The sequence below is a fragment of the Cupriavidus sp. FW216-B1 genome, from assembly GCF_058789195.1.
Map to the genome: position 1 here is coordinate 213742 of NZ_JBYTEL010000007.1, position 21789 is coordinate 235530.

The 21789-nt window shown below is 72.8% G+C and carries 20 protein-coding genes and 1 pseudogene; 19 read left to right on the forward strand and 2 right to left on the reverse strand.

The window, feature by feature from the left end:
• Position 1 precedes the first annotated feature (1 nt).
• The 3 genes from AC3WXD_RS17465 (at position 2) to AC3WXD_RS17475 (ending at position 3884) form a co-directional block, all read left to right on the forward strand.
• On the forward strand, positions 2 to 2122 hold the full coding sequence (locus AC3WXD_RS17465; RefSeq protein WP_492324284.1) for an acetate--CoA ligase family protein: 2121 nt from the start codon (positions 2 to 4) through the stop codon (positions 2120 to 2122).
• The gene (locus AC3WXD_RS17470; protein WP_492324285.1) at positions 2119 to 2853 is read left to right on the forward strand and encodes an enoyl-CoA hydratase/isomerase family protein; all 735 of its coding nucleotides are present in this window, start codon (positions 2119 to 2121) and stop codon (positions 2851 to 2853) included. The genes AC3WXD_RS17465 and AC3WXD_RS17470 overlap by 4 nt, the downstream gene beginning before the upstream one ends.
• 65 nt (positions 2854 to 2918) lie before the next feature.
• Positions 2919 to 3884: a Bug family tripartite tricarboxylate transporter substrate binding protein gene (locus AC3WXD_RS17475; protein WP_492324286.1), complete on the forward strand. Its 966-nt coding sequence runs from the start codon at positions 2919 to 2921 to the stop codon at positions 3882 to 3884.
• On the opposite strand, the gene gcvA is transcribed toward AC3WXD_RS17475, so the two are convergent.
• Positions 3853 to 4776: a transcriptional regulator GcvA gene (gene gcvA, locus AC3WXD_RS17480; protein ID WP_492324287.1), complete on the reverse strand. Its 924-nt coding sequence runs from the start codon at positions 4774 to 4776 to the stop codon at positions 3853 to 3855. The genes AC3WXD_RS17475 and gcvA overlap by 32 nt on opposite strands.
• 116 nt (positions 4777 to 4892) lie before the next feature.
• Here gcvA and AC3WXD_RS17485 point away from each other — a divergent pair, with 116 nt between their 5' ends.
• Complete coding sequence (locus AC3WXD_RS17485) at positions 4893 to 6326, forward strand: pyridoxal phosphate-dependent decarboxylase family protein (protein WP_492324288.1); 1434 nt, start codon at positions 4893 to 4895, stop codon at positions 6324 to 6326.
• A gap of 36 nt (positions 6327 to 6362) precedes the next feature.
• Here the strand turns inward: AC3WXD_RS17485 and AC3WXD_RS17490 are convergent, their stop codons facing one another.
• Positions 6363 to 7274, reverse strand: a complete 912-nt coding sequence (locus tag AC3WXD_RS17490; protein WP_020202384.1) for a LysR family transcriptional regulator — start codon at positions 7272 to 7274, stop codon at positions 6363 to 6365.
• Positions 7275 to 7408: 134 nt separating this feature from the next.
• Between AC3WXD_RS17490 and AC3WXD_RS17495 the strand changes: the two genes are divergently transcribed.
• From AC3WXD_RS17495 to AC3WXD_RS17565, 15 genes and pseudogenes are all read left to right on the forward strand, one after another.
• Positions 7409 to 8374 (forward strand): tripartite tricarboxylate transporter substrate binding protein, encoded by a 966-nt coding sequence (locus tag AC3WXD_RS17495; RefSeq protein WP_492324289.1) that lies wholly within the window; start codon positions 7409 to 7411, stop codon positions 8372 to 8374.
• Positions 8375 to 8376: 2 nt separating this feature from the next.
• Positions 8377 to 9504: a Bug family tripartite tricarboxylate transporter substrate binding protein gene (locus AC3WXD_RS17500; protein ID WP_492324290.1), complete on the forward strand. Its 1128-nt coding sequence runs from the start codon at positions 8377 to 8379 to the stop codon at positions 9502 to 9504.
• Positions 9505 to 9512: 8 nt separating this feature from the next.
• Entirely contained in the window at positions 9513 to 10397 is an 885-nt protein-coding gene (locus AC3WXD_RS17505) for an HpcH/HpaI aldolase/citrate lyase family protein (RefSeq protein ID WP_492324291.1), read from the forward strand.
• A 20-nt stretch (positions 10398 to 10417) separates the two neighbouring features.
• Entirely contained in the window at positions 10418 to 11359 is a 942-nt protein-coding gene (locus AC3WXD_RS17510) for an isocitrate lyase/PEP mutase family protein (protein WP_492324292.1), read from the forward strand.
• Between the two features lie 148 nt (positions 11360 to 11507).
• On the forward strand, positions 11508 to 12467 hold the full coding sequence (locus AC3WXD_RS17515; RefSeq protein ID WP_492324293.1) for an AraC family transcriptional regulator: 960 nt from the start codon (positions 11508 to 11510) through the stop codon (positions 12465 to 12467).
• 112 nt (positions 12468 to 12579) lie between these two features.
• Positions 12580 to 13140: a carboxymuconolactone decarboxylase family protein gene (locus tag AC3WXD_RS17520; RefSeq protein WP_454733693.1), complete on the forward strand. Its 561-nt coding sequence runs from the start codon at positions 12580 to 12582 to the stop codon at positions 13138 to 13140.
• Positions 13141 to 13177: 37 nt separating this feature from the next.
• Positions 13178 to 14302 (forward strand): acyl-CoA dehydrogenase family protein, encoded by a 1125-nt coding sequence (locus AC3WXD_RS17525; protein WP_492324294.1) that lies wholly within the window; start codon positions 13178 to 13180, stop codon positions 14300 to 14302.
• Complete coding sequence (locus AC3WXD_RS17530) at positions 14299 to 15087, forward strand: ABC transporter ATP-binding protein (RefSeq protein ID WP_492324295.1); 789 nt, start codon at positions 14299 to 14301, stop codon at positions 15085 to 15087. The genes AC3WXD_RS17525 and AC3WXD_RS17530 overlap by 4 nt, the downstream gene beginning before the upstream one ends.
• A gap of 31 nt (positions 15088 to 15118) precedes the next feature.
• A complete protein-coding gene (locus AC3WXD_RS17535; RefSeq protein WP_029043458.1) occupies positions 15119 to 16309 on the forward strand; it encodes an ABC transporter substrate-binding protein in 1191 nt (396 codons plus the stop codon).
• Entirely contained in the window at positions 16306 to 17217 is a 912-nt protein-coding gene (locus AC3WXD_RS17540) for an ABC transporter permease (protein WP_492324296.1), read from the forward strand. Before AC3WXD_RS17535 ends, AC3WXD_RS17540 begins: the two co-directional genes overlap by 4 nt.
• 228 nt (positions 17218 to 17445) lie before the next feature.
• Positions 17446 to 17832 (forward strand): response regulator transcription factor, encoded by a 387-nt coding sequence (locus AC3WXD_RS17545; RefSeq protein ID WP_020202373.1) that lies wholly within the window; start codon positions 17446 to 17448, stop codon positions 17830 to 17832.
• Between the two features lie 262 nt (positions 17833 to 18094).
• Positions 18095 to 19963, forward strand: coding sequence for a PAS domain-containing sensor histidine kinase (locus AC3WXD_RS17550; RefSeq protein ID WP_492324297.1), 1869 nt, complete (start codon positions 18095 to 18097; stop codon positions 19961 to 19963).
• Positions 19953 to 20600, forward strand: coding sequence for a response regulator transcription factor (locus tag AC3WXD_RS17555; RefSeq protein ID WP_029043456.1), 648 nt, complete (start codon positions 19953 to 19955; stop codon positions 20598 to 20600). Before AC3WXD_RS17550 ends, AC3WXD_RS17555 begins: the two co-directional genes overlap by 11 nt.
• 171 nt (positions 20601 to 20771) lie before the next feature.
• Positions 20772 to 20999 (forward strand): annotated as a pseudogene (locus tag AC3WXD_RS17560) (response regulator); the annotation flags it as partial.
• A 387-nt stretch (positions 21000 to 21386) separates the two neighbouring features.
• Positions 21387 to 21737 carry a DUF4148 domain-containing protein gene (locus AC3WXD_RS17565; protein ID WP_492324298.1) on the forward strand — a complete coding sequence of 117 codons (351 nt, stop codon included), beginning with the start codon at positions 21387 to 21389 and terminating at the stop codon, positions 21735 to 21737.
• The last annotated feature ends 52 nt before the right edge of the window (positions 21738 to 21789 follow it).

Genomic DNA, 21789 nt, shown 5'->3' on the forward strand with positions numbered 1-21789 from the left:
GATGCGCGCCCCGGAGGAGACCAGAACGCCGCTGCCGGTGGCCGATTTGCTCAGGCCGCGCTCGGTCGCGGTGATCGGCGCGTCGGAGGACCAGGGCAAGTTCGGCGGGCGCGTGCTGGCGATGCTGCTGCGGCATCGCTTCGGCGGCACGCTGTATCCGATCAACCCCAACCGCGACACGCTGTTCGGCCTGCGCGCCTACGCCTCGGTGGCCGATACGCCGGACGTGCCCGACATGGCCATCATGGCGGTGCCGCAGCCGCAGGTGAAGGCGCGCGTGGCCGAGTGCGCCGCGCGCGGCGTGCGCTGCGCCATCGTCATCACGGCGCGCTTTTCCGACGCGGACGCCGCCGGGCGCGCGCTGGAAGAGGAGATCGTGGCCATCGCGCGCGCGGCCGGCATGCGGCTGATCGGCCCCAACTGCCTCGGCGTCATCAGCCCGCGCAACCAGCTGGTGCTGTGCTCGTCGCCGGCGCTGGAGATCGAGCGGCTGCCGCGCAGCCCGATCGGCTTCGTCACGCAGAGCGGCGCGCTGATGGGCACGCTGTTCGACCGCGCGGTGGCGATGGGCGTGGGCTTCACCCATTGCGTGTCGGTCGGCAACCAGGCCGACCTGGAACTGTGCGATTTCATCGAGTTCCTGATCGACGACCCCGACACCGCGGTGATCTGCGCCTACATCGAAGGCATCAAGTCGCCGGCGCACTTCCGCGCGCTGGCCGCGCGCGCCCGCGCCGCCGGCAAGCCGTGGCTGGTGGTCAAGGCCGGGCGCACCGCCGCCGGCCGGCAGGCGGCGTTCTCGCACACGGCCAGCCTGGCCGGCGACTTCGCCGCGCTGGAGGCGGTGTGCCGCGCCGAGAACGTGGTGCTGCTCGACGACGTGTTCGCCATGCTGCTGCTGGCCGCGGCGATGGCGCGCCACCCGGGCCACCGCGTGCGCGACACGGTGCTGCTGTCCACCTCCGGCGGCAGCGCCGCGCTTGGTGCCGACAAGCTGGCCGCCGCGCAATTGCCGATGACGCGCTTCGACGCCGACACGCGCGCGCGGCTGGCCACGCTCTACGTGCCGGGCCAGGCCGACAACCCGGTCGACCTGTTCGGCGCCAAGGTGGCCGAGGTACCCGACTTCGCCTACCAGAGCACGCGCCTGGCGATGGCCGACCCGCGCGCCGACCTGTGCCTGGCGGTCATCACCACCGCGCCCGACCTGGCCGGCATGGCCGCCGGGATCGCGCGCGCCGCCGACGAGGCCGGCAAGCCGGTCATCCACGTGATGCAGCCCGCGCGGCTGGCCGACGGCGCGCGCGCGGTGCTGGCGCAGGCCGGCCAGCCGTTCACGGATGGGCTCGGCGAGGCGGTGGAGGCGGTGCGCGCGTGGGCCGCGTGGTCGGCGTGGCAGCCGGCGCCGGCCGCCGCGCACGGCGGGCCGCGGCTGGCCGTGAGCCTGCCGGCCGGCGCCGCCGTGCTCGACGAGGCGGCGGCCAAGGCGCTGCTCGCGCTGGCCGGCATCCCGGTCAACGCCGGCACGGTGGTGGCGCACGCCGAGGCGGCGCGGCAGGCCGCGCCGTCGGTGGGCTTTCCGCTCGCGCTCAAGGTGGTCTCGCCGGACATCGTGCACAAGTCGGAGGTGGGCGGCGTGGCGCTGAACCTGCGCAGCGCGCAGGAGGTGGCCGACGCGGTTGGCGCGATGGCGGCGCGCATCGCCGCCGCGCGGCCCGATGCGCGCATCGAGGGCTGGTTCCTGCAGCGCATGGCCGGCGGCGAGGTGGAACTGCTGGTGGGCGCGCGCCGCGACCCGCAGTTCGGGCCGATGGTGGTGGTGGGCAGCGGCGGCGTGCTGGTGGAGCTGCTGCGCGATGTGGTGCTGCTGCCGGCGCCGGTCGGCGCCGCGGCGGCGCGCGCGGCGCTGGCCTCGCTCAGGCTGGCGCCGCTGTTCGCCGGCTACCGCGGCGCGGCGCCGGTGGACCTGGAGGCCGCCGTCGACGTGCTGGTGCGTTTCGGTGCGCTCGCCGCGCAGATGGGCGAGCGCGATTTCGAGATCGAAGTGAATCCGCTCAGGCTAGGCGCAGACGGCTGCGTCGCCGTCGATGCCCGCGCGCGGTTCGGGGAGGAACCACAATGAGTTGCCTGAAAATCGAAGAGCATGGCCCGGTCACCGTCTTCACCATCGACAACGCGGCCAAGCGCAACGTCATCTCGCAGGCCACGGCGCTGGACCTGCAGCGCGCGTTCGCCGAGTTCGACCGCTCGGCGCAGCGCGTGGCCATCGTCACCGGCGCCGGCAACGAGGCCTTCACCGCCGGCGCGGACCTGAACGACATCCCCGAGTTCTGGCGCTGCACGCCGGGCGCCGGCATCGCCACCGACAAGCCCATCATCGCCGCCGCGGCGGGCTGGTGCATCGGCGGCGGCATCACGCTGCTGGGCATGTGCGACCTTGCCGTGGCGGCCGACAACACCAGGTTCATGTATCCGGAGGCGAAGCTCGGCTTCACGCAGGGCTTCATCACCGGCATCGCCGCGCGCATCCCGCAGAAGGTGGCGATGGAGATCATGCTGCTCGGGCGCACCATCGACGCCGCGCGCGCCTACGAGGTCGGCCTCGTCAACCAGGTGGTGCCCGCCGGGCAGCAGCTCGGCGTGGCGCTGGAGATGGCGCACGAGATCGCCGGCCACGCGCCGCTGGTGGTGCGCGCGATCAAGCGCTTCGTGCACGAGCTGCTGCCGGCCAGCCCGGCCGAGTCGTATGCGCGCACGCTGCAGCAGCTCGACGCCATGCGCCTGTCCGAGGACGCCAGGGAGGGGCAGCAGGCGTTCCGCGAGAAGCGCCCGCCCAGCTTCCAGGGGCGCTAGCGCCGCGTGCAGCCCCACCGAGTACCGCCGAGCGCCGTCCAGAGCGCCAACGCAGGAGACACCTCATGAACCGCCGCCGTTCCCTCCGCCAGCTCGCCGCCGCGCTGCTCGGCCTCGCGCTGCCCGTGCTTGCCGCCGCGCCCGCGCGCGCGCAGGACAAGACCGTGCGCATCATCGTGCCCTATCCGGCCGGCGGCAACGCCGACAACATCGCGCGCCTGTACGGCGACGCGCTGGCCAAGAAGCTCGGCCAGCCGGTCATCATCGAGAACAAGCCCGGCGGCGGCGCCATGATCGGCGCGCAGGCCGCCGCGCGCAGCCCCGGCGATGGCAGCGTGCTGTTCATGGCGCCGACCGCCGTGTTCGTGGTGACGCCGCACCTGCGCGCCACGCCCTACGACGCGCAGAAGGACTTCATCCCGGTGGCCAAGATCACCTCGTGGATCCCGGTGATGGTCACGCGCAAGGACTTTCCCGGCCACACGCTGGCCGAGGTGGTGGCTGAGGTGAAGCGGCACCCGGGCAAGTACACCTTCGGCTCGGCCGGGCCGGCCACCATGACCCACCTGATGGGCGAACTGATGAACCAGAAGCTCGGCATGAACACCGTGCACGTGCCCTACAAGGGCTCGGCCGACCTGATCTCCGAGGTGGTCTCCGGGCGCATCGACATCGCCTACGACAGCGTGCTGGTGCCGCAGGTCAAGGCCGGGCAGGTGCAGGCCGTGGCCAGCATGGTGGCGCTGCGCAACCCGGACCTGCCCTCGGTGCCGACCCTGAAGGAGCTCGGCACCGACATCGACGTGCCCAACTGGTACGGGCTGTTCGTGCCCAGGGGCACGCCGCAGGCCGTGGTGGACCGGCTCGGCGCGCTGTCGCGCGAGATCGTGGCCGGGCTCGACAAGGACCAGCTCGGCAAGATGAGCATGAAGGCGGACTACCAGGACCCGGCCGCGTTCAAGGCCCAGATCGGCCGCGACGACGCGCTGATGCGCGACGTCATCCAGAAGGCGAACATCCGTCTCGAATGACGGCGGCCGCCGGCTGCCCGGCCTGCTCCAGCAGCCAGTCGCGCAAGGCCGGCGCGCCGGCGCCGTGCAGCGTGGCCTCGGGATACACCAGGTAATAGGCCAGCCCGCTCGGCGCGGCGGCGCCGAACCAGTCCACCAGGCGGCGCGCGGCCAGGTCCGGCTGCGCCAGCGCGCGCGGCACCAGCGCCACGCCGTGGCCGGCGCGTGCGGCTTCCATCACGCCGTTGGAGTCGGTGAAGACCGGCCCCTTGCGCGCCAGCGCGGGGGGCAGGCCGGCATCGGCCAGCCACAGCGACCAGTCGCCGCGGTGCTCGTCGTGCAGCAGCACCTGCGCCGCCACGTCGCGCCGCGCCGGTTTCGCGCGGCGCCCGCGCAGCAGCGCCGGGGCCGACACCACGCTCAGGTCGTCGTCGAACAGCTTGTGCGCGCGCAGGCCGGGATAGCGGCCGCGGCCGTGGCGCACCGCGAAGGCGATGCCGTCGCGGGCGAAGTCGGCCACCTGGTTGGAGGCCTTGATGCGCAGGTCGACCTGCGGGTGGCGCGCCTCGAACGCGCCCAGCCGCGGCACCAGCCACTGCGCGGCGAAACCTGGCGTGCAACTGATGGCGAGCCGGGGCGCGGCGGCCGTGCGCGCCGCCGCGGTGGCCTGCCCGATCAGCCCGAGCGCGCCGCTCACGGCCTGGAAATAGGCCTCGCCGGCCGGCGTCAGCGCCAGGCCGCGCGGCGAGCGCGCGAACAGCGCCACGCCCAGGCTCTGTTCCAGCCGCTTGAGCTGCAGGCTGACCGCGCCCTTGGTCACGCACAGCAGGTCGGCGGCGGCGCCCAGGTTCAGGCAGCGGGCGGCGGCGTCGAACGCGAGCAGGGCGTTCAGGGGTGGGAGCGATGTCTTCATGTTGAGGAAAACTAAACGAAGCGCCGCGAAATGTCGATAGCGCGGCGCGCATCGGCCCGCTAGTCTTGCGCGCAGGATCATTTCGCTCAACACCACCCAGCACGCAGGCAGACACGATGCACGACCCCGGCCAGTCCACCGAAATCCCCCTGCTCGAACAGACGCTGGCGCACGCCCGCGACTACCTGGCCAGCCTGGCCGACGGCCCCGTGGCCGCCACGGCCTCGCTGCAGACGCTGCGCGCGCGCTTTGCCGCCGCGCTGCAGGAAGGCTCGCTCGATCCCGCGCGCGTGATCGGCGAGCTGGTCGAGAACACCGGCGACGGCCTCATGCGCAGCGCCAGCGGCCGCTTCTTCGCCTGGGTGATCGGCGGCAGCCTGCCGGCGGCGCTGGCGGCCGACTGGCTGACCTCGGTGTGGGACCAGAACGCCGCCATCCACGCCTGCAGCCCGGCCGAGGCGGTGATCGAGGAAACCTGCGGCGCCTGGCTCAAGGACCTGCTGCAACTGCCGGCGGCGGCCAGCTTCGCGCTGGTCACGGGCTCGCAGACGGCGCACACGGTGGCGCTGGCCGCGGCGCGGCACGCGCTGCTGGCGCGCGCCGGCTGGAACGTGGAGGAAGACGGCCTGTGGGGCGCGCCGCGCGTGCGCGTGCTGACCAGCGACCAGCACCACGGCTCGCTGCAGCGCGCGCTGCGGCTGCTGGGCCTGGGCCGCCGCGCGCTGGTGAGCCTGCCGACCGACGCGCGCGGCCGGCTGGCGCCCGCCACGCTGCAGTTCGCGCTGGACAGCGAGCCCGGCGTGCCGGCCATCGTGGTGCTGCAGGCCGGCGATCTCAACACCGGCGCCTACGACGACTTCGCCGCGCTGGTGCCGCTGGCGCGCGCGCGCGGCGCCTGGGTGCACGTGGACGGCGCGTTCGGCCTGTGGGCGGCGGCCAGCCCGCGTCTGCGCCACCTGGTGGCGGCGGCCGGCACGGCGGATTCCTGGGTGGCCGACGGCCACAAGTGGCTCAACGTGCCGTATGACTGCGGCTACGCCTTCGTGGCCGACCCGGCCGCGCACTTCGCCGCGATGTCGCACCGCGAGAGTTATCTGCTGCAGGTGGACGGCGCGCGCGACGCGCTCGACTGGAACCCCGAGTGGTCGCGTCGCGGCCGCGCCGTGGCCACCTACGCGGCGCTGCGCCAGCTGGGCCGGCAGGGCGTGGCCGAACTGCTGGAGCGCACCAGCGCGCTGGCCGGCGCGCTGGTGGATGGCATCGGCGCGCTCGACGGCGCCGAGGTGGTGTGGCGCTCCGAGGTCAACCAGGGGCTGGTGCGCTTCCCGGCGCCGGGCGCCGGCGCGCGCGCCGCCGACCACGAGCGCCACACCGACGCGGTGATCGCCGCCATCGCCGGCGGCGGCGAGGCCTACTTCGGCGGCACCACGTGGCGCGGCCAGCGCTGCATGCGGGTCTCGGTCTGCAACTGGCGCACCACCGGCGACGACGTGGCGCGCGCGGTCGCGGCGGTCAGGCAGGCACTGGCGCAGGTGAGTGGACGCAAATAAGCGCACGCTGAACGCCAGCGCGGCCCGGGGGAGGGGCTAGCCGATGAGCGGCCACAGCGCCGACGCCGCCGCGAAGTCGGCCTCCTCGCCGGCGATCGCGCGCAGCGTGGACACCAGCGAGCGCGCGTCGCCGCTGCGCCAGTGGAAGCAGTAGCGCAGGTTGTGCGGCGTGGGCGTGCTCGACAGCTCGGCCAGCTTGCCCGCGCGGATCAGCGGCGCGACGTAGGCGCGCGGGAACAGGCTGATGCCCACGCCGGCGATCACCAGCGCGATCACCGCCGACAGGCTGTTGCACACCACCGCGCGCGAGATCACGATCTGCTGGCTGTCCGCCCAGTTCTCCAGCGCGCGCGACAGGCCGGCCTCGGCGCTGAGCATGATGACCGGGTTGTCGGCGAAGTGCGCGGGCGTGAGCCGGGTGCCGGCGGCGAGGCGCTGCGGCGCGGCCATCCAGCGGTATTCCAGCTCGCCGAGCAGGTCGGACGACAGCGCCGTCGACGGCACCGGGCCCGGCACGATGGCGAAGTCCAGCTCGCCGCGCTCCAGGCGCCGCTCGAGGTTGCGCGTCAGGTCCACCTGCGGCTCCAGCGCGAGGTTGGGATGCAGGTGGCGCACGCGCGCCACGAAGCGCGGGAACCACGTCGAGGCCACCAGCTCGCTGATGCCGAAGCGGGTGGTGCCGCGCAGCGACGCCGCCACGTCGAGATCGGCGCGGATGCGGCTCTCGATGTCCAGCATCTGCGTGGCGTGCGCCACCAGCTGCTCGCCGGCGTCGGTGAGCACGGCGCGCTGGCCGGTGCGGTCGAACAGCGGCTTGCCGAGGTCGCTTTCCAGCTCGGCGATGCGCTTGGACAGGGTCGACTGCGTCACATGCAGGCGCCTGGCCGCCACCGCGAAGCTGTTGAGCTTCGCGGCCCAGAAAAATGCTTCCAATTGCTTGAGCGTCATCGGCGGCCCCCGGATCGATGGGGACGGATCATATTCCTTTTCTTCACGTGACGGATTGAATATTTGTCGCTTTCTTCATCAGAGGGGGCTGCGTATCTTTGTCGCATTGTCCAACTACGCCCCGGTGAAGAATCATGAGCAAACGCGGCCTGCGCGCCTTGTGCTTTTGTCTGCTGGCCAGCGCCGCCGCCGGCGCGCTGGCGCAATGGCCCGACGACAAGCCGATCCAGGTGCTGGTCGGCTTCGCCGCCGGCGGCGGCACCGACACGATGGCGCGCACGATGGCGCCGTTCATCCAGAAGCACCTGGGCGGCCACGCCACGCTGGTGGTGCAGAACAAGCAGGGCGCGGCCGGCGAGATCGCCAACATCGGGCTGATGCGCGCGCCGGCCGACGGCTACACCATCGGCGTGGTGAACCTGCCGGCGATGGCGTTCGTGCCGCTGTACCGCAAGACCCAGTTCGATCCCGCCGCGCTGCGGCTGGTGGCGCGCGTGCTGAGCGACCCCACCATCCTGGTGGCGCGCAAGGACAGCCCGTACAACACGCTGGGCGAGGTGGTGGCGGCGCTCAGGCAGCGCCCCGGCTCGCTCTCGTTCGGCCACAACGGCGTGGGCACCAACGGCCACCTCGCGCTGCTGCAACTGCAGAACGCCGGCGGCGTGAAGCTCAACGACATCCCCTTCAACGGCACCTCGCAGTCCAAGACCGCGCTGTTCGGCGGCCATATCGACTTCGCCGCCGTGACCACCGGCGAGATGCAGGACGTGGGCAAGGAAGCCGTGCCGCTGAAGATCCTCGCGCAGATGGGCGAGCGGCGCGCGGCCTCGGTGCCGAACGTGCCCACCGCGCGCGAGCAGGGCATCGACGACGTGATGCCGGCCGAGCGCGGCATCGCCGTGCCCGCCGGCGTGCCGGCGGCGCTGGTGGCGCGGCTGCGGCAGGCCATCCAGGCCACGCTCAAGGACCCCGACTACCTGCGCCAGGCCGGCAACGACGCGCCGGTGCTGGCCTATCTCGACGGCGACGCCTGGGCCAGGGACATCGCGGGCCGCCAGGCGGTCATGCGCAAGCTCGCGGCCAGCATGCCGAAGGAATGACGATGGCCGGCCCGCGCGACATCGCGCCGCGGCTGGCCGCGGCCGCCGCCTTTTCCTTTTCCTCCACGGTCACCATGCCGACCCCTCTCGCCAACGCGCCCGCCATGTCCTCCATGTCCAAGCCGACTCCGCTTCGCCACGCACCGTTTCGCCGCGCACCGTTTCGCCGCGCCGCCGGCCTGCTCCTGATCGCCGCCGCGGCCTGGTCCGGCACGGCGCCGGCAGCCGAGGCCTATCCGTCCAGGCCGATCCACCTGATCGTGCCCTACGCCGCCGGCGGCACCACCGACATCGTCGGCCGCGCCTTCGCGCTGGAGCTGGGCAAGCGCCTGGGGCAGCCGGTGGTGGTCGACAACCGCGCCGGCGCCGGCGGCATGATCGGCGCGGCCGCGGTGGCGCGCGCCGAGGCGGACGGCTACACGCTCGGCATCGCCACCGTGAGCACGCTGGCCACGGCGCCGCTGACCTCGCGCAAGCCGGCCTACGACCCGATGGCCGACTTCACGCCGGTCTCGCTGATCGCCTTCGTGCCCAACGTGGTGACGGTCAACCCGAACATCCCGGCCCGCACGCTGCAGGAATTCATCGCGCTGCTCAAGGCGAACCCGGGCAAGTATTCGTATGCGACCTCGGGCGTGGGCAGCATCGCCCATCTCGACGGCGAGCTGTTCAAGCGCCTGACCCGCACCGAGATCGCGCACGTGCCTTACCGCGGCTCCGGCCCGGCGCTGGCCGACACGGTGGCGGGGCAGGTCGCCGCGCAGTTCGACAACGTGTCGTCCTCGCTGGCCTTCATCAAGTCCGGCAAGCTGCGCGCGCTGGCGGTGGCGTCGGCGAAGCGGATTCCGGAGCTGCCGGACGTGCCGACCTACGCCGAGGCCGGCCTGCCGGAGATGAACAACATGGCGTGGTTCGGCCTGGCCGGCCCCGCCGGCCTGCCGCCCGCGGTCCGGAAGGTGCTGGGCGACGCCAGCGCGGGCGCGCTGCGCAGCCCGGAGCTGGTCGCGGTCCTGCAGCGCAACGGCGCGCTGCCGCAGTCCACCACCGCCGAGCAGTTCACCGACCTGATCCACCGCGAATACAAGCTGCGCCAGAAGATCGTGGTCTCGCAGCACATCACCGCCGACTGACCGAACCCATGACCCAAGACGCCACGCCGCTGCCCTGGCTATCGCTGCTGTACGTTCCCGCGCACGACGCGCGGCGGCTCGAGGACGCGCTGCGCAGCGGCGCGCATGCCGCCATCCTGGACCTCGAGGACTTCGTGCCCTATCCGCACAAGGCGCAGGCCCGGCAGGCGCTGCCGCGCGCCGCCGCCGCATACCGCGCCGCCGGCATGGGCGTGGCGGTGCGCATCAACCGGCGCATGGACCTGGCCGCCGCCGACATCGAGCACGCGGTCGCCGCCGGCGCCGACGCCATCATGATGACCAAGGCGATGGGCGCGCAGCACCTGATGCTGGTCGACGAGCTGGTCGGCGCGTGGGAGCGCCGCCGCGGGCTGGCCGCCGGCGGCGTCCGGCTGATCGCGCTGGTGGAGACCGCCGCGGCCATCGGCCGCATGGAGGAGATCTGCCGCGCCAGCCGCCGCCTGGTGGCGATCGGGCTGGGCGGCGAGGACGTTGCCCGCGAATGCGCGATGGTGTCGTCCGAGGACACCTTGCGCCTGCCCAAGCAGCAGATGATCTTCGCCGCGGTCGCGGCCGGCATCGTGCCGCTCGGTTATCTCGCCAGCGTGGTCGACTACCGCAACGCGGACGAGTTCGCGGCGATGGTGCGGCGCTCGCGGGCGTTCGGCTTCCAGGCCGCCACCTGCGTCAACGCGGAGCAGGTCGCGGTGGTGAACGCGGCCTACGCGCCCACCGCGCGCGAGCTGGACGCCGCGCGCGCGGCGCTGGCCGTGCGCGATGCCGGCGCGCTGCGCGAGGACGACGGCGCGCTGCCGCACGAGACCGAAAGCGCGCGGCGCCGCGCCGCGCTGCTGCTGGCGCGCGGACGCATGGCCGCGTGCATGCCGTCATGACGGCGCGCGCGCAGACTCGCATGGAAACCAACACCTCAACGCCTCCCACGCCGCGCCCCACGCCGGCCGCGGCCAGGGCCGCGCTGCGCACGCTGCTGCGCGAGGAAGCCTTCGTCGTCGCGCCGGCCGTGCACGACGTCTTCAGCCTGCGGCTGGTCGAGCAGACCGGCTACCGCAGCGCCTGCATCAGCGGCGCGATGCTCTCGTACGCGCTGCTGGGCGTGCCGGACATCGGCCTGCTGACGCTGACCGAGACCGTCGAGCACTGCCGCCGGCTGGTCCGGGCTTCGGCCATCCCGATCACCGCGGACGGCGACGCCGGCTTCGGCAACGCGCGCGGCGTCCACTACGCGGTGGAGCTGTTCGAGGAAGCCGGCGCCGCCGGGCTCAACCTCGAAGACCAGGTGGTGCCGCGGCGCTGGGGCGCCGGCGCGGCCAAGGAAGTGGTGCCGGTGGCGGAGATGGTGGGCAAGATCCGCGCGGCGCGGGCCGCGCGGCGGGACCCGGATTTCCTCATCATCGCCCGCACCGACGCCTTCGCCTGCGAGCCGCCCGAGCAGGTGATCGCGCGCGCGCGGGCGTATGAGGCGGCCGGCGCGGACCTGCTGCTGCCGATCGCGCCGCGCACCGCGTCGAACGTGGAGCGGCTGGTCGGGGCGCTGGAGATTCCCGTCACGCTGAGCATCGGCACCGGGCTGGCGCCGAGCCCGTCGTCGGCCAGCCTGCCGCTGCGGCGCATCCGCGAGCTCGGCGTGCGCCGCGTCAGCCTGACCACGCTGCTGCCCGGCGCCGCCGCGCAGGGGATGGCCGATGGGCTGGACGCGCTGCGCCGGCTGCTGGAAGGCGGCATGGAGCCGCCCGTCGACGCCGGCGGCGAGCCGGCGGCGCGCGGCGCGCGCGGCTTCGACGCGCTGTTCGGCGCGCCGTCGCAGCAGGCGTTCGAGGACGCGCTGCTGCAATAGCCGCGTGCGCCGCGCCCGGGCCGGCGCATCGCCGGCCCCGCCGCATGCGCATATGCACATGCGGAAAAAATCCTTAGCCGTGCCCGGCTGGTGGGCTATCGTGACCAGTCGGGCCGCGCTTTCCGTGCGGCGCTCGTCCTCGCACGCTATGCATCACACGGATCGCCTGGTCCACTGGGTTCTGAGCAGCCTGGAACTCGAGACCACCCTCTTTCACATCGGGCAGTATTGCGGCAGCTGGCGCGCCTCGGTCGCCGGCCGCATGCGCGCGGGCTTCCACCTCGTGCTGCACGGCGAATGCTGGCTGCACCTGCCCGGCGAGCCCGGCGTGCCGCTGCAGGCCGGCGACGCGGTGTTCTTCCTGCGCGACGTGCCCCACCATCTCGGCCCGCATGCCGACGGTCAGGCCTGCGCGCCGGCCGCGGCCATGCAGCCGCTCGAGCCGCCCGCGCCGGACGGCACCGGGCTGGCCTGCGGCTTCTTCGATTTCCGCCCCGGCCTGAGCGAAGTCCTGCTGGCGCCGTTTCCCGACTACCTCGTGCTGCCCGCGCGGGACCAGGCGCTGGCCGGCGCGCGCCCGCTGTTCGACCTGATCCTGGCCGAGGCGCGCCGCGGCGACGCCGAGCCGTCGCCGCTGATCGCGCGGCTGGTCGACCTGCTGCTGTTCTACGTGGTGCGGCATCTCGCCACGCGCGAGGACGTGGCGCGCGGCCTGTGGCCGCTGCTGCGCAGCGCGGAATTCTCCAGCCTGATGCTGGCGCTGATCCGGCATCCCGGGCGGCCCTGGACGCTGGAGTCGATGGCGGAGCTGGTCCACATGTCGCGCGCCACGTTCTGCAAGCGCTTCACGGAAACCTGCGGGCAGTCGCCGGCGGCGTTCCTGCTGCTGCTGCGCATGAAGATCGCGTCGCAGCTGCTGGCCAGCCGCTGCAGCGTCGCGCAGGTGGCCGAGCAGGTGGGCTACCGCTCCGAAGCCGCGTTCGCGCGGGCGTTCAAGAAGGCCACCGGCGAGCAGCCGGGCGCGGTGCGCCGGCAGGGCCAGCCGGGCCAGTCGGGCCAGCAGGGCGCGCCGTCGGCGCTGCCGCACGCGGCGACGGCGCTGGAATAAGCCGCGCGCGCATTCGCAGACGAAACAGCAGGAAATCGCGACACTCGCGCATGGCGGGGCGCACCGGCGGATCGCACAATCGGCCTGTGTCCAACACCTTTCCCCCGACGCCATGAGCCGCTTTCCCCTCAACACCGCAGACACCGCCCCCGAGGCCAGCCGGCCCTTCGTCGCGCGCGCCATCGCCAGCAACGGCTACCTGCCCAACCTGATCGCCGCGCTGTCCAACGCGCCGGCCGCGCTGGAAGCCTACCTGACGCTGTCGGAGATCAACGGCCGCGGCTCGCTGACGCTGGCCGAGCGCGAGGTGGTGCAGATCACCGCGGCGGCCACGCACGGCTGCGGCTTCTGCGTGGCCGGCCACACCGCGGTCGCGCTCAAGAAGGTGAAGTTCGACGCCGACACCGTGGGCGCGCTGCGCGCCCAGACCACGGTGCCGGACGCCCGCCTCGAAGCGCTGGCGGCGTTCACCCGCGCGGTGATTCGCGACCGCGGCGCGGTGCCGCAGGCCGATTTCGACGCCTTCGTGGCGGCCGGCTTCGAGGCGGCCCAGGCGCTCGACGTGGTGCTCGGCGTGGCCCTGGCCACGCTGTGCAACTTCGGCAACAACCTGTCGCAGACGCCGCTCAACCCCGAACTGGAAAGCTACCGCTGGACGCGCGGCGCGGCCTGATGCGGCCCGCCACCGAAGCCAAGCACAGGAGTGCCCGATGACCACGCTCGACCCGACCCTCGCGCAATGGCTTGACGACCACGCCGACGCGCTCGACAGCGGCGCCGCCGATCCGGCCGCGCTGCTCGCGCGGCTGGCGCAGGCCGGCCTGTTCCGCGTCGGCGTGCCGCGTGCGGCCGGCGGCGACGGCGGCAGGACCTCGGACGCCATCGCCGCCATCGCCGCGGTGGCCGGGCATTCGCAGACCGCCGCGTTCGTGCTGTGGGGGCAGCGCACCTTCATCGAATACCTGCTGCAGACGCCCAACCGCGCGCTGGCCGGGCGCTGGCTGGGGCCGCTGCTGGAAGGCACGCTGGCCGGCGCCACCGGGCTGTCCAACGCCATGAAGTTCCTCGGCGGCATCGAGGTGCTGCAGGTCAGCGCGCGCGCCACCGACACCGGCTGGCAGATCGACGGCGCGCTGCCGTGGGTCACCAACCTGAACCCGGACGGCTTCGCGGTCGCGGTGGCGGCCGACGACCTCGCCACCGGCCGCGCCGGCGTCTACGCCATCCCGTATCCGCTGGCCGGCGTGGCGCGCGGCGACGACCTCGACCTGATCGGCCTGCGCAGCAGCCACACCGCGACGCTGCGCTTCGACGCCGTGGCGCTGGATGCCGGCTGGCTGCTGCACGAGGACGCGCACCATTTCCTGCCGCGCGTGCGCCCGGCCTTTCTCGGCCTGCAATGCGGCCTGTCGATCGGGCTGGCGCGGCGCGCCCTGGCGGCGGCGCGCGGGCGCAGCGGCGCCGGCCGCTCGGTGCTCGACGACGAGCTCGACGCGCTGGCCGGCGAGCTGGAAGCGCTGGCCGCGCGGCTGGCCGGCGGGGTGGACGGCAACGCGGACGGTAACGTGGACGGCAGCGCGGACCGCGACGATTTCCTCGCCGCGCCGCGCGCGCTGTTCGCCATCCGCATCCGCCTGGTCGAGCTGGCGCTGGCCGCGATGCAGCTCGAGCTGCAGGCGCGCGGCGGCGCGGCCTACCTGCGCTCGCGCAACGACGGCTTCGCGCGGCGCTGGCGCGAGGCGGCCTTCCTGCCGGTGGTCACGCCCAGCCTGGTGCAGCTGAAAGCCGAGCTGGCGCGCCCGCAGCCCGGGCAGGCGCCGCGCGAGGCGGCATGAGCGGCGCGCTGCTCGAAGCCGCGGGCGTCGCGCTGGCGTATGGCGCCGGCGGCGGCGCGCGCACCGTGCTGGACCGGCTCGACCTGCGCCTGGCGCCGGGCGAGATCGTCTCCGTGATCGGCCCCAGCGGCGCCGGCAAGTCCAGCCTGCTGCGCCTGCTCGCCGGCCTGCAGCAGCCGACCCGCGGCAGCGTGCGCATGCTGGGCGAGACGCTGGCCGCGCCGCATCCGCGCATCGCGGTGGCGTTCCAGGACGCCTGCCTGCTGCCGTGGCTGTCGGTGGAGCACAACGTCGGGTTTGGCCTGGGCTTTCGCCGCCAGCCCGCCATCGGCCGCGGCGAGCGCGCCGGGCGCGTGACGCAGACGCTGGCGGCGGTCGGCCTGCTGGACGCGCGCCACCTGTTCCCGGCGCAGTTGTCCGGCGGCATGGCGCAGCGCGTGGCGCTGGCCCGCTGCCTGGCGCGCCAGCCGCGGGCGCTGCTGCTCGACGAGCCGTTCGGCGCGCTCGACGAAATCACGCGCGTCGACATGCAGGCGCTGCTGCTCGGCATCGTGCGCGCCTACCGGCCCGCCACCTTGCTGATCACGCACGACATCGACGAAGCGCTGCTGCTGTCCGACCGCATCGTGCTGCTCGGCGGCCCGCCCGGCGCGCCGGCCTCGGTCGCGCACGAATGGCGCATCGGCCTGCCGCACCCGCGCGGGTCGCAGGTCGAGGCGCTCGGCGCGCTGCGCATCGAGATCGTGCTGCACCTGCGCCGGCTGCTGCGGCCGGCTTCCGTTTGACCAATCACGAACCCAACCGACGAGGTGAACGATGTGCCAGGTACCGATGTCCCGGCGTGAGCTGCTCAAGCTCGCCACGCTGTTTACCGCCGGCGGGGCGCTGCCGCTGCTCAATGCCCTGAACGCGCGCGCGGCCGCGGAGCCCGATGCGCCGGTGCGCATCGGCTACCTGCCCATCACCGACGCCACGCCGCTGCTGGTGGCGCACAACAACGGCTATTTCGAGCAGGAAGGCATCAAGGCCGAGAAGCCGACCCTGCTGCGCAGCTGGGCCCAGCTGGTGGAGGCGTTCATCTCCGGCCAGGTCAACGTGGTCCACCTGCTGTCGCCGATGACGGTGTGGGCGCGCTTCGGCAGCCAGGTGCCGGCCAGGGTGGTGGCGTGGAACCACGTCGGCGGCTCCGCGCTGACGGTGGCGCCGCAGGTGTCGTCGGTGCGCGACCTCGGCGGCAAGACCGTGGCGATCCCGTTCTGGTACTCCATCCACAACGTGGTGCTGCAGACGCTGCTGAGGAAGGACGGCCTGGTGCCGGTGACGAAGAAGACCGGCGCGCTGGCGCCGAACGAGGTCAACCTGGCGGTGATGGCGCCGTCCGACATGCCGCCGGCGCTGGCCTCGCGCCAGATCGAAGGCTACATCGTCGCCGAGCCGTTCAACGCCGCCGCCGAGACGCTCAAGATCGGCAAGGTGCTGCGCTTCACCGGCGATGTCTGGCGCAACCACGCCTGCTGCGTGGTGTTCATGCACCAGCAGGACCTGGACCGCCGCCCCGAGTGGTCGCAGAAGGTGGTCAACGCCGTGGTCAGGGCGCAGCGCTGGACCCAGGACCACCGCGCCGAGGCCGCGGCGCTGCTGTCCAAGGACGGCGCCAACCGCTACACGCCGCACACGCTCGACGCGCTGCGCAAGGTGCTCGCCCCCGATGCCGGCGACCACGGCCGCTATCTCGCCAGCGGCGCCATCCACCATCCCGACTGGAAGGACAACCGCATCGACTTCCAGCCCTATCCGTATCCGAGCTACACCGAGGAACTGGTGCGGCGCCTGAAGGGCACGCTGATCGAAGGCAACAGCGCGTTCCTCGCCACGCTCGACCCGCAGCGCGCGGCGCGCGAGCTGGTCGACGACCGCTTCGTGCGGCGCGCGCTGGCCGACGCCGGCGGCCTCAAGGCCTTCGGCTTCCCCGAGGGCTTCACGCGGCAGGAGGAGATCGCGGCGTGACGCAGCGGGAGAACGTGCCGGCGCGGGGGCCGGGGGATGGTTCGGTGAATGGATCGGTGAATGGGCTGGCGGGCGGAGCCATCGTCGCGCCCGCGAACGCAACCACGGACGCGCCGGCGAAGGGCGCGGGAACGGGCACGGCAAAGGGCGCCGCAAAGCGCACGTTCCACGCCGACCTGTGGCGCGGCCTGGCCGGGCTGGCGGTCCTGGTGCTGCTGTGGTGGCTCGCCACCGGGGCGGGGCGGGCCGAGGGCCTGGCGGCGCGCTTCACGCCGGCGGCCACGCTGGCCAGCCTGGCGGAGCTGCTGCGCCAGCCGGACCTGCCCATGCACGTCGCCGCCAGCCTGAAGCGCGTGCTGCTTGGGCTGGCCATTGCGCTGCTGGCGGGCGTGCCGCTGGGCCTGCTGGTCGGCGGCGCCCGCGCCGTCGATGCCGCGGTCTCGCCGGCCTTCCAGTTCCTGCGCATGATCTCGCCGCTGTCGTGGATGCCCGTGGTGGTGATGGCGCTCGGCGTGGGCGACCGCTCGGTGGTGTTCCTGCTGGCCTTCGCCGGCGTCTGGCCGATCCTGCTCAGCACCGCCGCCGGCGTGCGCCAGCTCGACGCGCGCTGGATCCTGCTGGCGCGCAGCCTGGCCGCCACGCGCGCCGAGATGCTCACGCGCGTGGTGCTGCCCGGCGCGGTCAGCAGCATGCTGACCGGGCTGCGGCTGTCGATCGGCATCGTCTGGATCGTGCTGGTGCCGGCGGAAATGCTCGGCGTCAACGCCGGGCTGGGCTACTTCATCCTCGACACGCGCGACCGCCTGGCCTACTCCGAGCTGCTCGCCACCGTGCTGGTGATCGGCGTGCTGGGCTTCGCGCTCGATACGCTGGCGCGCTGGCTGCACCGCTGGTGGGTGCCTTCCTAGGCAGCACGAGGCGGTGGCGTGGCGCGCGCCGCCGCTCCCCCTCTTTTCCTGCCTCCCGCCGGAAGTGACGCCAGGACGGCACGGCCACCAGTTTCCGCGCGCCGGCGCATATACCTATATATGATTCCGCGCGCAAAACGCCGCCCGTATCATGCAGTCGAGGGTAGCCGGACCGCCGCCGCCGCTGGCGCGCCGGACCCATTGCTCAGCTTGGTCGAGGTAGTCGCTTTGCATAACAACCAGATAATCGCCATCGTTGACGACGACGATTCCGTTCGCCTCGCCACGTCAAGCCTGGTGCGCTCGCTGGGCTGGAAGGTGCTTTTGTTCGCTTCGGCCCACGCCTTTCTCGATTCGGGCCGCGCCGCTGAGGTGGCCGGGGTGATCTCCGACATCCAGATGCCGGGCATGACCGGCCTGGAGATGCAGCGCAAGCTGGTGGAGGCCGGCTGCCGCATTCCGGTGATCTTCATCACCGCGTTCTGCACCGAGGCGATCCGCCGGCAGGCGATGGAGAGCGGGGCGCTGTCGTTTCTCTGCAAGCCGGTCGACGGCGCCTCCGTGCAGGAATGCCTGGACCGGATCGCGCGCGGCGACGCGGCGCCGGGCCGTTGAGCGGCGCCGGTGGACTTGTCGATGGGTTTGCCGCTGGATTGGCCGCCGGGTTCGTCGTTTCCGGCACGGGGACAAAGGCCGCGCAACGGTATAATTTTCCGCGCCATGCCCGGCGTGCCGCGTTCGCCGGGCCGCCGCCGGCCACCGCAGAAAACGAAGCGCCGAGGAACCATGCCATCGAATCGGTTTGTCCGAAATGAGCCGCCCCCCAGATGCGCCGCCCCCATTCCCTTCGCGCCCGCCGCGCGCCGGCAGCCCCGCGATGAATGAGTCGTTCCGGGCGGGCGACCCCGCGCTGTCGGACTCGCGCATCCTGCTGGGCGCGGCCGCGCTGCTGGCCGTCGCGGTCTTCCTGATCGACGCGCTGACGCCGCTGGACATCGCCATCGCGGTCCTCTACGTGGTGGTGGTGCTGCTGGTCGCGCTGACCGGCTCGCGCCGCGCCACGCTGACGGTGGCGGTGGTCTGCGCCGTCCTCACCGTGATCGGCTTCCTGCTGTCCAAGGGCGCGCACATGGGCGGCGGCTCGCTGGCGCGCTGCGTGTTCAGCCTGCTGGCGATCGGCATCACCTCGCTGCTGGCGGTGCGCAACCTGGCCAGCAACGCGCGCCTGCGCGAGCAGGTGCAGATGCTCGACATGACGCACGACGCCATCGTCGTCTACGACCTCAACGACATCATCACCTTCTGGAACCACGGCGCCGAGGAGGTGTACGGCTGGACCGCCGCGCAGGCCATCGGGCAGCCCATGCACAGCCTGACGCAGACGCGCTTCCCGATCCCGCCGGAGCGGATCCACGAGGAGCTGCTGCGCAACGGGCGCTGGGACGGCGAGCTGGAGCGCGTCCGCCGCGACGGCGCGCGCGTGGTCATCTCCAGCCGCTGGGCCCTGTGGCGCGACGGCGCCGGCAAGCCGGTCGCCATCATCGCCACCAACAACGACATCACCGAGCGCCAGCGCGCCGAGGCGGCGCTGGCGCAGAGCGAGGCCTTCCTGGCCGAGGCGCAGCAGCTGAGCAAGACCGGCAGCATCGCCATGCGGCTGCCCGAGGGCGCCATGACGTGGTCGGACGAGGCCTACTCCATCTTCGGCTACGGCCGGGACGTGCAGCCGAGCGCGGAGCGGGTGATCGAGCGCACTCATCCGGAAGACCTCGCGCTGGTGCAGGCCGCGCGCGAGCAGGCGCGTGCCGGCATGCCGCAGATCGACGTGGCGCACCGCCTGCTGCTGCCGGACGGCACCGTCAAGCACGTGCACCTGGTGGCGCGGCGGACCGTGGCTGCGGCCGGCCGCTACGAGTACGTGGGCGCGCTCATGGACGTCACCGACACCACGCTGACGCAGCAGGCGCTGCAGCGCACCTTGTCCGAGCTGGCGCACGTGATGCGCGTCACCACGCTGGGCGAGCTGGCGGCGTCGATCGCGCACGAGGTGACGCAGCCGATCGCCGCCATCGTCACCTGCGGCGACTCCGCGCTGCGCTGGCTCAACCGCCCGCAGCCCGAGGTCGGCGAGGCCACCGAGTCGATCCGGCAGATGATCCGCGACGCCCGGCGCTCCAGCGAGATCATCCGCCAGATCCGCTCGATGGCGCAGAAGCGCGATCCCAGCTACGCGGAGATGGACCTCAACGCGCTGGTCGACGAATCGCTGGCGCTGGTGCGGCGCGAGCTGCAGGACCACCACGTGGAGGCCGAGCTGCGCCTGGGCGAGCCGCCCGCGCTGATCTGCGGCGACCGCATCCAGCTCCAGCAGGTGCTCATCAACCTGCTGATGAACGCGGTGCAGGCGATGGATTCGGTCGGCGGACGGCGCTGCCTGCGGGTCGCCACGCGCGCGGCCGACGAGCGGCACGTGCGGGTCGAGGTGCGCGACTCCGGCAAGGGCATCGCGCCCGAGGACGCCGGGCGCCTGTTCAACGCCTTCTTCACCACCAAGGCCGACGGCATGGGCATGGGGCTGTCGATCTGCCGCTCCATCATCGAGGCGCACGGCGGGCGCATCTGGGCCGAGTCGCCGCCGGAGGGCGGCGCGCTGCTGCTGGTGCTGCTGCCCCTGCACGAGCCGGACGACGGCGATGCCGCCGGCGTGGCCGAAGGCAATAACAAGGGAGCCAGCCATGAGCAATGAGCCCGGCGCAAGCGGGGGTACGGGGGTCGTCTACGTGGTGGACGACGACGAGTCGATGCGCGTCGCCGTCGGCATGCTGCTGCGCTCGGTGGGGCTGCGCGTCGAGGCGTTCGCCTCGGCGCAGGAATTCCTCGCGCACGAGCTCGGCGACGCGCCGAGCTGCCTGATCCTGGACGTGCGCCTCAAGGGCCAGAGCGGCCTGGCCGTGCAGGAGCAGATCGCGGCCGGGCGCATCCCGATCCCGATCGTCTTCATGACCGCGCACGGCGACATCGCCATGTCGGTCAAGGCCATGAAGGCGGGCGCCACCGACTTCCTCGCCAAGCCGTTCCGCGACCAGGACATGCTCGACGCCGTGACCAGCGCGCTCGAGCGCGACGCCGCGCGGCGCGCGGCCGACCAGTCCAGCGCCGACCTGCGCCGGCGCTACGACACCCTCACGCCGCGCGAGCGCGAAGTGATGGCGCTGGTGGTGCGCGGCCTGATGAACAAGCAGATCGCCGGCGAGATGGGCCTGAGCGAGATCACCGTGAAGATCCACCGCGGCCAGGCCATGAAGAAGATGGGCTCGCGCTCGCTGGCGGACTTCGTGCTCAAGGCCGAGGCGCTCGGCATGACGTCCGGCGCGCTGTCGTGACGGCGCCGCGCGCCGCCCATACCCCGGTATAGCCGCCTCACCCCGACGGGCGCGCCGCGCAACCGACCGTAGGGCTGTCCGCGCCGCCGCGCGTGCACTACCTTCAAGCTGACGCGGCGGCCGCTCCCGGCCGCCGCCAATGCCGCGGAGGACAAGCACACGCGCGTACTGGTGATCGAGGACGAGCCCAAGGCGGGCGCCTATCTCAAGAAGGGCATGCAGGAATCCGGCTGCCAGGTGGACGTGGCCGCCGACGGCGCCGACGGCCTGTTCCTGGCGCAGGAATATCCCTACGACGTGATCGTGCTGGACGTGACGCTGCCGGCGATGGACGGCTGGTCGGTGCTCAAGGCGCTGCGCGCGAGCCACGCCACGCCGGTGCTGTTCCTGAGCGCGCGCCGGCTGAAGGCACAGGGGCGCCGCGGGGCGGGTCCGACGATCCATATCGAAGCCTCCAGGCAAGGGGTGGCGGGGCGCCGCGGGGCCGGTTCCGCGCGGCGCCGGGTCATGGATGCAGTGTGGCGCGGCGGGCTTACCGGGCGCTGACTGGCGCATGACCAAGCCGTCATGTTGCGCGGGAAGCGCAGGAGCGGCCCGGAAAGAGAGGAAAGAGCGGCTTGCGGGAGGGGCGAGACCGGCGCAGCGCCAACGTGACAACCTTGTAATCAGATGGTCAGCCGCGAGTCACCACGTCTGACCAACAATGATCACAACTTGCTCACATCCTGACGCAAGAACCAAGGCACCGCACTCCGGCGGGCCACCCAACCGAAAGAGGTAATCATCATGAAATCGCTGATCCAGACCGTACTCGTCGCCTGCGTCATGGCCGCTCCCGTGGTGTCGTTCGCGCAGAGCGCACAGAGCGCGCAAGGCCCCGTGACCCGCGCCGAAGTGCGCGCCGACCTGATCCGCCTCGAGAAGGCCGGCTACGATCCGCACATCGACAACGCAGCCTATCCGGCCGACATCCAGGCCGCCGAAGCTAAGGTCGCCGCGCAGGAACAGATGGCCAGCAACGACAAGGCAGGGACCGCGCCGGCTGCCGCGCAGACGGCCGGCATGCCGATGCAGGCGTCGATGGACACGGTGCCGCGCATCGACCTGCCGCGCAACCCGTTCTACGCCGGGGCCTGAATGCAGACCACGCCGGCAGCAGCCCGCCCCGGAACAGCCGGGGCGGGCTGCT